8 protein-coding genes are annotated in these 8,041 nt (G+C 69.1%); 2 read left to right on the forward strand and 6 right to left on the reverse strand.

Features of this window, described 5'->3' with window-relative positions:
- On the reverse strand, positions 1-724 hold a 724-nt coding region (gene gltX, locus Q8R27_RS03695), incomplete at its 3' end, for a glutamate--tRNA ligase (protein ID WP_305697742.1).
- A gap of 184 nt (positions 725-908) precedes the next feature.
- Here gltX and Q8R27_RS03700 point away from each other — a divergent pair.
- Positions 909-2,915 carry a ComEC/Rec2 family competence protein gene (locus tag Q8R27_RS03700; RefSeq protein WP_305697743.1) on the forward strand — a complete coding sequence of 669 codons (2,007 nt, stop codon included), beginning with the start codon at positions 909-911 and terminating at the stop codon, positions 2,913-2,915.
- Positions 2,916-2,918: 3 nt separating this feature from the next.
- Here Q8R27_RS03700 and lexA read toward each other — a convergent pair whose 3' ends face one another.
- From lexA to Q8R27_RS03720, 4 genes are all read right to left on the reverse strand, one after another.
- Positions 2,919-3,611 (reverse strand): transcriptional repressor LexA, encoded by a 693-nt coding sequence (gene lexA / locus Q8R27_RS03705; protein ID WP_305697744.1) that lies wholly within the window; start codon positions 3,609-3,611, stop codon positions 2,919-2,921.
- A 147-nt stretch (positions 3,612-3,758) separates the two neighbouring features.
- The gene (gene trpC / locus Q8R27_RS03710) at positions 3,759-4,547 is read right to left on the reverse strand and encodes an indole-3-glycerol phosphate synthase TrpC (RefSeq protein WP_305697745.1); all 789 of its coding nucleotides are present in this window, start codon (positions 4,545-4,547) and stop codon (positions 3,759-3,761) included.
- A complete protein-coding gene (gene trpD / locus Q8R27_RS03715) occupies positions 4,544-5,572 on the reverse strand; it encodes an anthranilate phosphoribosyltransferase (protein WP_305697746.1) in 1,029 nt (342 codons plus the stop codon). The genes trpC and trpD overlap by 4 nt, the downstream gene beginning before the upstream one ends.
- A 4-nt stretch (positions 5,573-5,576) precedes the next feature.
- Positions 5,577-6,167, reverse strand: a complete 591-nt coding sequence (locus tag Q8R27_RS03720) for an aminodeoxychorismate/anthranilate synthase component II (RefSeq protein WP_305697747.1) — start codon at positions 6,165-6,167, stop codon at positions 5,577-5,579.
- An 80-nt stretch (positions 6,168-6,247) separates the two neighbouring features.
- On the opposite strand from Q8R27_RS03720, the gene Q8R27_RS03725 reads away from it, so the two are divergent.
- On the forward strand, positions 6,248-6,451 hold the full coding sequence (locus tag Q8R27_RS03725; protein WP_305697748.1) for a hypothetical protein: 204 nt from the start codon (positions 6,248-6,250) through the stop codon (positions 6,449-6,451).
- Here Q8R27_RS03725 and Q8R27_RS03730 read toward each other — a convergent pair.
- Complete coding sequence (locus tag Q8R27_RS03730) at positions 6,448-7,767, reverse strand: GAF domain-containing sensor histidine kinase (protein WP_305697749.1); 1,320 nt, start codon at positions 7,765-7,767, stop codon at positions 6,448-6,450. The two genes, Q8R27_RS03725 and Q8R27_RS03730, sit on opposite strands and share 4 nt — an antisense overlap.
- Between the last annotated feature and the right edge of the window lie 274 nt (positions 7,768-8,041).

Raw genomic sequence — 8,041 nt, forward strand, 5'->3', positions numbered from 1 at the left:
GCTTCGAAAGCTTTGATCCATCGGGGCCATGGATCATCGGCAGATGCGCCCACACCGGCGTCTCCCAACCGAGGCCATGGTAGATCAGGGTCTGGCGCGCCGCGTTCGACAGGTGGTCGTCGCCGCGGATCACATGCGTGACGTCCATGTCGTGGTCGTCGACAACAACCGCGACGTTGTAGGTCGGCGTGCCGTCGGTGCGCAGCAGGATCAGATCGTCCAGTTCCTTATTCCGGAAGATGACCGCGCCTTTCACGCGGTCCTCGATGACCGTTTCACCATCCAGCGGGCTTTTCAGTCGAACCACGAACGGGCGCTCCAGTGCGTCGTTCGGCGAGCGATCGCGCCAAGGGGAACGGATCACACGGCCCTCGGTTCTGGCGACGTCACGTTCAGCGGCGAGTTCGTCCGCCGTCATGTAGCAACGATAGGCGGAGCCGTTCGCCAGCATCAGCTCGACGGCCTCGCGGTGGCGCTCTGCGCGCGTCGCCTGGAAAACTGGTTCGGCGTCGGGTTCGAGGCCCAGCCACTTCAGGCCCTCGAAGATCACGTCCACCGCGCCCTGCGTGGAGCGTTCGCGGTCGGTGTCCTCGACGCGCAGCAGATATCTGCCGCCAGTGTGGCGGGCGTAAAGCCAGTTGAACAACGCCGTTCGCGCAGTGCCAATGTGCATGGAGCCGGTGGGCGAGGGGGCGATACGGGTGACGACGGGACGGTCGGGCATCGAACTCAGGGATGAGGATGAGGCGCCGGGCGGAATAGCCGAAGCGCGGGCGGGGCGTCTTAGCACGGCGCTTCTCAGGGCTCCTAGCGCGTCTGGAGCCGTGGCGTGGCTGGCGGCGCAGCTTCGCGCCCAGACAGACCGGCTGACGCTTTGGGCGCCCGTCGCGCTCGGGTGTGGCGCGGGCGTGTATTTCGCCCTTCCGAAGGAGCCGTTCACCTGGACCGCTGGCCTGGTTGCGCTGGCCTCTGCGGGCCTGTGGGCGGCGGCGCGTCGAGCCTCCGGCCGTCGTTGGGCTTTCGTCGGCCTCATCCTGCTGTCGGTGGCGCTGGCCGGGTTCGCGCTCGCCAAGCTGCGCACGCAACGGGTCGCGGCCCCGGTCGCCGCCGAAAGCGGGCGCCCGCAGATGGTAGAGGGTTGGGTGGTGGACGTCGCCAGCCCCGGCCGTGGGGGGCCGCGCGTGCTGATCGCGCCGATCCGCATCGGAGACTGGAGCGCCGCCGAGACGCCGGTGCGCATCCGGGTGACCTTGCGCGCCCTGGCCGATGTTCCGCCCCCGGGACGAGCCGTGAGGCTGCTGGCGATCATCAATCCACCGCCCCCGCCAGCCAGTCCGGGCAGCTACGATTTCGCCCGTGACGCCTTCTTCGAGAGCGTCGGCGGCGTGGGGTTCGCCCTGCGCCCGCCGGTGGCGGTCGCCGCAGATGCCCCGCCGTGGCGCCTCGGCCTGACCATGAGGGTGAACGCTGCGCGCTGGGCGCTGGCGGAGCGGATGGTCGCGATCATGGGCGTGGAGACCGGCGGGCTGGCCGCGGCCATGACCACGGGCCAGGAAGCCTTCATCCCACAGCAGCAGGTGGACGACCTGCGCGCCGCCGGCCTCGCCCACATCATCTCGATTTCCGGGCTGCACATGGCGATCGTCGGGGGGTTCGCCTTCGCGCTGGTGCGGCTGGTCGTAGCGGCGTGGCCGTGGCTCGCGTTGCGGGTTCCGGGCAAGAAGCTCGCGGCCCTGGCGGGGCTGGCGGCGGTGTCGGGCTATCTGGTGATGTCGGGCGCGCCGCCGCCAGCGACGCGGGCGGCGATCACCGCCGGGGTCGCCTTCTTCGCCATGCTTATCGACCGCCAGGCGATCAGCCTGCATGCACTGGCCATCGCCGCTCTGGCGATCCTGGTCGTGCAGCCGGAGGCCGTCACCGAGCCGGGGTTCCAGATGTCCTTCGCCGCGACCGCCGCGCTGGTCGCCCTGGCCGAAGCCTGGACGCGGCCGGCGCGAGAGATCGATGTGCCTTGGCCGATCCGCGCCGCCCAGGCCCTGGGCGCTTGGATCGTGCTCAGTCTGGCGGTCAGCTTCGTCGCCGGCCTGGCGACCGGCCCGTTCGCGCTCCAGCACTTCAACAGGGTGTCGACCTGGGGCCTCTTCGCAAACCTGGCCGTGGCGCCGATCTCATCGTTCGTGATGATGCCGGCCCTGGCGATCGGCGCAGCCCTGGCGCCGCTGGGCCTTGGCGAATGGCCGTTGAAGGTTGCGGGCCTGGGCATCTCCGCGATGCTGTCTGTTGCGCGGATCACCGCGGGCGCACCGAACGCGAGCCTGCTGTTCGCCAGCGCGCCGGCCTGGGCCTTGCCGGCGTCGTTTCTGGGCTTGCTCTGGCTTTGCCTGTGGAAAGGGCGGCTGCGTTGGCTGGGATTGCCGCTGGCGCTGGCGGTCCAGTTGGCGCCGCGCCCGCCAGCGCCAGACGTCTGGGTCGCCGCCGACGGTTCAGCGGCCGCGGTGCGGTCGGGGACCCGGGCGGTGCTGCTGCGCCCAGACGTGAAGCTGTTCGCAGCCGAACTCTGGGCCCGCCGCCGTGGCCTTGAGCCACAGGGCGATGCTGTCATCCGAGATCAGATGTTCGACTGTGATCGCTGGAGCTGTGCGCCGCTGAAGGGCGCGCCAACGCCGGTCGCGGCGATCTGGAGCCTGCGGCCGGTGAAGCCCGAGCGCCTGACCGCCTTGTGTGCAAACGCCGAGCTTGTCGTCACCCGAGGTGGGCTGGACCCTGCCGTCTGTCCGCAGGCCAGGGTGCTGCAGGCGGCCGATTTCGCGCGGGGCGGCGCGCTGGAGATGCGGCGCGACCCTGGCGGCTGGACCTTGGTCTGGGCCCAGGACCTGCGCGGAAGCCGGCCCTGGAGCTGGAACTGGGGTCGCTGAGGCCTAGTGGTAGCGGCGGATCAGGCCGACCAGCTTGCCCTGAACGGCCACCTGGTCGGGACCAAAGATGCGGGTCTCGTAGGCCGGGTTCGCCGCTTCCAGGGCGATCGAGGCGCCCTTGCGACGTAGCCGCTTCAAGGTGGCTTCCTCGCCCATCACCAGGGCCACGACGATGTCGCCCGACGTCGCCGCGTCGGTGCGCTTGATCACCACGAAGTCGCCGTCGAGGATCCCGGCGTTGATCATCGAGTCGCCCTGGACCTCCAGCACGAAGTGTTCGCCGGCCCCCAGCATGGACTCCGGAACCGGCAGGCGGTCACGCTCCTGCTGGATCGCTTCGATCGGCGTACCGGCGGCGATCTTGCCGAGCACGGGCAGGTCGCGGACGTCGTTGGCGGCAAGCGGCGCGATGCTGTCGCCCGGGGCCACCAGTTGCGGCCTGAACGGCTGACGGCCGCGGGGCGGAGCCGCTGCGGTGGCCTCCTGCGGCAGTTTCACCACCTCCAGCGCCCGGGCGCGGTGAGGCAGGCGGCGCAGGAAGCCGCGCTCTTCGAGCGCGGTGATCAGCCGATGGATGCCTGACTTGGACGCCAGATCCAACGCCTCCTTCATCTCGTCGAACGAAGGAGACACACCGGTCTCCTTGATCCGTTCGTGGATGAACATCAGCAGTTCGTGTTGCTTACGGGTGAGCATGGCCGTGCGCCTCGGGAACAAATCGCAAACGTTGCTCGATGTTCTCTAGGTGTTCTGGATTAATGTCAAGTTACTACCCAAGTTCATGATTTTCCGCGGGATTCACGAAAACGCGAGCGCCGGTTGGAGGCGGCCTCGGACGGCGACTCAGGCGAGCAGCGTGCGAGTCGCCGAGGCCACGTCGGCTTGCCTCATCAGGCTCTCGCCGACCAGCATGGCGCGAGCGCCGAAGCCCTGCAGGCGGGCCGCGTCGGCCGGCGTGAAGATGCCGCTTTCCGTCACCAGCAACACGTCGCTCGGGATGCGCGAGGCGAGCCGTTCGGTGATCGCCAGGTCCGTCTCGAAGGTTCGCAGGTTGCGATTGTTGACGCCGAGCAGGGTCGCACCGAGCGCGAGCCCGCGATCCACTTCGGCCTCGTCGTGCGCCTCGACAAGGACGTCCATTCCGTGCCGCGCCGCCTCGCTGAGCAGGTCTGCGGCGAGCTGGTCGTCGCTGATCGACAGGATGATCAGCATTGCGTCGGCGCCCAGCGCCCGCGACTCCGCCACCTGCCAGGGATCGACGAGGAATTCCTTGCGCAGACAGGGCAGGGAGGTCGCCTCGCGCGCCTGGCGCAGGAAGGCGTCGTTCCCCTGAAAGCTCGGTCCGTCGGTGAGCACGGACAGGCAGGCCGCGCCGCCGTCCTCGTAGGCCCGCGCAAGCGCCGGCGGGTCGAAGTCCTCGCGGATCACCCCGCGTGACGGCGAGGCCTTCTTGATCTCGGCGATGAGCGCCAGCCGGCCTGCCGCCCCGCGACGCTCCAGAGCGGCGCGGAAGCCGCGCGGGGCGGAAGCCTGCGCTGCGGCGGCTTCGATGGCGGTCTGAGGCCGCGCCGCCTTGCGGGTGGAGACCTCGTCGCGCTTGTAGGCGGCGATCTGTTCGAGGATGTCGCTCATGCCTCAGCGCCTGCGGGTTGACTGATCGCCACCAGCTTCTCCAGCGCGGCGGCCGCCGCGCCACTGTCGATCGCTGTCGCCGCCAGCGTGACGCCTTCGCTGAGCGTCTCGACCTTGTCGGCGATCAGCAGGGCGGCGGCGGCGTTGAGCAGGACGATGTCGCGATACGGCCCGGTCTCGCCGTCCAGCAGCGCGCGCAGCGCCTGCGCGTTCTCCGGTGGCGCGCCGCCGGTGAGGTCGGCGGGCGCGGCTCGCGGCAGGCCGACGGCCTCAGGCGTGATCCGGAACAGGCGGACCTGCCCGTCGCGCCACTCGGCGGCATGTGTCTCGCCCGTTGTGGTGATCTCGTCCATCCCCGCGCCATGCACGGTCCAGGCGCGTTCGGCGCCCAGCGCGCCCAGCACGCGGGCCAGCGGCTCGACCCAGCGCAGGTCGAAAACGCCCATGAGCTGGCGCTGAGCGCCGGCGGGGTTGGTCAGCGGTCCCAGCAGGTTGAACAGGGTGCGAAACCCCAGCTCGGCGCGGATCGGCGCCACGTGGCGCATCGCGGCATGGTGGGCGGGCGCGAACATGAAGCAGATGCCGGCCTCGTCCAGCGCGCGACGCTGCTGGTCGGCGGTGACGTCGAGATTAACGCCCAGGGCGGCCAGCACGTCGCCCGCCCCGGACCGTGACGACAGCGCGCGGTTGCCGTGTTTGGCGACCTTCAGGCCTGCTCCCGCGGCGACGAAACCCACGGCGGAGGAGATGTTCAGGGTGTGCTGGCCGTCACCGCCGGTGCCGCAGACGTCGATCACCTGCAGCGAATGCTCCAGGGGGACGGCGGCCGCGCGCATGGCGCGTGCGCTGGCGGTGATCTCACCGACGGTCTCGCCGCGCATGCGCATGGCGGTGAGGGCGGCGGCGACCTGGGCCGGTGTTGGCTCACCGCGCAAGCAAGCGGCGAAGAAGATCTCGGCGTCGGCTTCAGACAGGGTCGCGCCATCGGCCAGGCGGCCCAGCAGCGGCTTGAAGGCGTCCGACACGGCTCTAGGCGGGGACTGAGCGGCGCGCGGCGGCGAGGTTCAGGAAGTTCGCCAGCAGCGCGTGGCCGCCCTCGGTGGCGATCGACTCGGGGTGGAACTGCACGCCATGGATCGGACGGCTGCGATGCTGCAGTCCCATGATCTCGCCGTCCTGCGTCGAGGCGGTGACCTGAAGCACGTCCGGCAGGCTATCCCGCTCCACGGCCAGGCTGTGGTAGCGAGTGGCGGTGAAGGGTTGGGGCAGGCCGGCGAATACGCCTTGGCCTTCATGTTCGATGGCGCTGGTCTTCCCGTGCATCAGCGTCTTGGCGCGCACCACCTGACCGCCGAAAGCCTGGCCGATCGCCTGATGCCCGAGGCAGACGCCGAAGATCGGCAGGTCGTCGGGCGCCGTCTCCAGCAATGATAGGCAGATTCCGGCTTCGTTTGGCGTGCAGGGGCCGGGCGACAGCAGGACGCCGTCAGGCCGCAGGCCCAGCGCCTCATCGACGCTGAGCGCGTCGTTGCGCACGACACGCGTCTCCGCGCCCAGTTCGTTCAGATAGTGAACCAGGTTGTAGGTGAAGCTGTCGTAGTTATCGATCACCAGGATCATGCGGGCCTATCTAGGCCGTGAGGAGCCCGCCGCCAAGCCGTGCATTGCGCGAGGCCGCGCACGCGCAGATGCTCGCGCCCATGGCCGTAACCGATTCATCGATCGACGCCGAGGAGATGGCGAGGGTGCGCCGGCTGCTGGCAGACGCACCACTGCAGCGCGCGCCCGTGTGGCCGGCGCTGGCGGCCGCGGCTTTCGCGGCGATCAGCGCCCTGTGCCTGGCGGGCGCCATGGTCGTGGCCCCGCCGGTCGTCGTCGAACATCCCCTGGATCAACCGCGCTAGAGGCGCTGGAACGTGGCGCGCGCGCTGGCGTACGCCGACTCCTTCGGTGCGGCGGCCGGGTGCGCTTCGCTGGCGACTTGCGCCTCGCGGCGTTGCGTCTCGGCCTGCTGCGCGACCCAGGCGATCGGCATGCGGAAGGTGAAGCAAGTCTCCTTCGCATCGGAACAGACGCTGAGTTCGCCGGCGTGCGCGCGGGCGATCTCGGAAGCGATGTAGAGGCCCAGGCCTAATCCCTGCTGATGAGGCGCGGCGGACGCGCGGGTGAAGGGCAGGAACAGCCGGCGCACGGTGTCCTCGGGAATCGGCACGCCACCATTGGCGACCGACAACTCGAACATGTCGCCGGTCGTCCTGGCGCGGATGCGGACCGGCGTGGTTGGCGATCCGTGCGTCAGCGCGTTCGCCACAAGATTCGAGAGCAGCTGGCCTATCCGGCTGCTGTCGCAGGCGATCGGCCGATCCAGGGTTATGTCGGCTTCGATCAACCGGTCGGGCTGCGCGGTGTGGAACTCGTCGATCACCTGTTCCAGCGCTGCGCCAAGAGCGGGATCGACGCGCGTATCGATGGCGAAACCGCCGCCCAGCCTGCCGCGGGCGAAGTCCAGGACATCGGCGATCAACTCGGCCATGCGTCGCACGCTCTTCTGAAGCTGCCCGGCCATCATCACGCCCTTGTCGTTGAGCGGCGTCTTCAGCAACAGGCGGGCGCAGGCGTCGATGGAGGCGAGCGGGTTTCGCAGGTCGTGGCCAAGCACCGCGATGAACTGCTCGCGCAGCTCGGCGGCGGCTTGAGCGTCGGACAACGCCGCCTCGCTCACCACGAGCTGTTCCTGCACGGCGAGATGCCGGGCGATGAGGTCGGCGAAAAGTTCGAACGTCGAGCGGATCTCAGGCGTGTTCAGCTTCGCCGGCCGGGGATCGATCGCGCACAGCGTGCCGAAGAAGGCGCCGCGATGCTGGATCGGCACGGAAATGTAGCTCTGAAATCCATAGAGCTTCGGCGTCGCATGTTCGGCGAACAGCGGATCCTCGGCCACATGGTCGATGATCACCGGCTGACCGCACTCGCGGATTTCATTGCAGATGGTGGTCGTGACGGCGAGTTCGCCGCCAGGCTTGAGCCCAAAGGCGATGTCGTCGCGAACTGCGCAGGCGATCCAGCGATCTTCGGTCACCCTGGCGACCGCGGCGAAACCCATGCCCGTCGTGCGGCACACGACCTCGAGGATTTTCGGGATCACATCGATGCGGGCGATCGCAGCGAGATCCTCCGAGAAGTGCTCAGCCAGGTCGCATTCACGGTTTTCGCTGGTCATCAGCGCCAGCTTAGCCTTCTGCGAGCAGTCTGTCAGTGTGCAAGTCGACATCAGATCGAGGCGGCGCCAGGTAAGATTGCGCCGCCGCAAGAACTTTTGGCTCACTGGCGGGTATAGTCGCGAGATCGATTGCGGCGCCGAGGGGGCTCGGCGAGTCGGTGACGGCTGTGGGCTGAAGAATGAGTAGCGGCGCCAAGACTTGGGGCGGCGGGGCGCGGCGGCCGTGGTTGGTCGTCTGGCTGCTGCTGGCCCTGTTCTGCCAGTCGGCCTCGCC

Origin of the sequence: Phenylobacterium sp. (assembly GCF_030697305.1) — a bacterium.
Taxonomy (GTDB): domain Bacteria; phylum Pseudomonadota; class Alphaproteobacteria; order Caulobacterales; family Caulobacteraceae; genus Phenylobacterium.